Origin of the sequence: Escherichia sp. KCJ4928 (assembly GCF_004352695.1) — a bacterium.
Lineage (GTDB): Bacteria > Pseudomonadota > Gammaproteobacteria > Enterobacterales > Enterobacteriaceae > ECMA0423.
In genome coordinates this window covers 1-241 of record NZ_SJWV01000880.1, presented here as the reverse complement: position 1 = coordinate 241, position 241 = coordinate 1, and the positions used below count along the sequence as shown (strand labels likewise).

At 58.5% G+C, this 241-nt stretch carries 1 pseudogene; it reads left to right on the top strand.

Annotated features, from left to right (window positions below):
- Positions 1–31: 31 nt before the first annotated feature.
- Positions 32–241 (top strand): annotated as a pseudogene (locus tag E0D98_RS27225) (nuclease); the annotation flags it as partial.

Sequence of the window (241 nt, the reverse complement as noted above, 5' to 3'; positions counted from 1 at the left end):
AGGGATGAGGTCCGTAAACAGGGAGAACGGGATGATAGTTAAGTTTCATGCCAGGGGAAAAGGCGGTGGCAGTGGTCCGGTTGATTACCTGCTGGGCCGGGAGCGTAACCGGGTAGGGGCGAGAGTTCTGCGGGGTGCTCCCGAAGAGGTGCGGGAACTCATCGATGCCACGCCGTTTGCGAAAAAATACACCTCGGGGGTTCTGTCTTTTGCAGAGCAGACACTGCCACCGGGAGAGCGT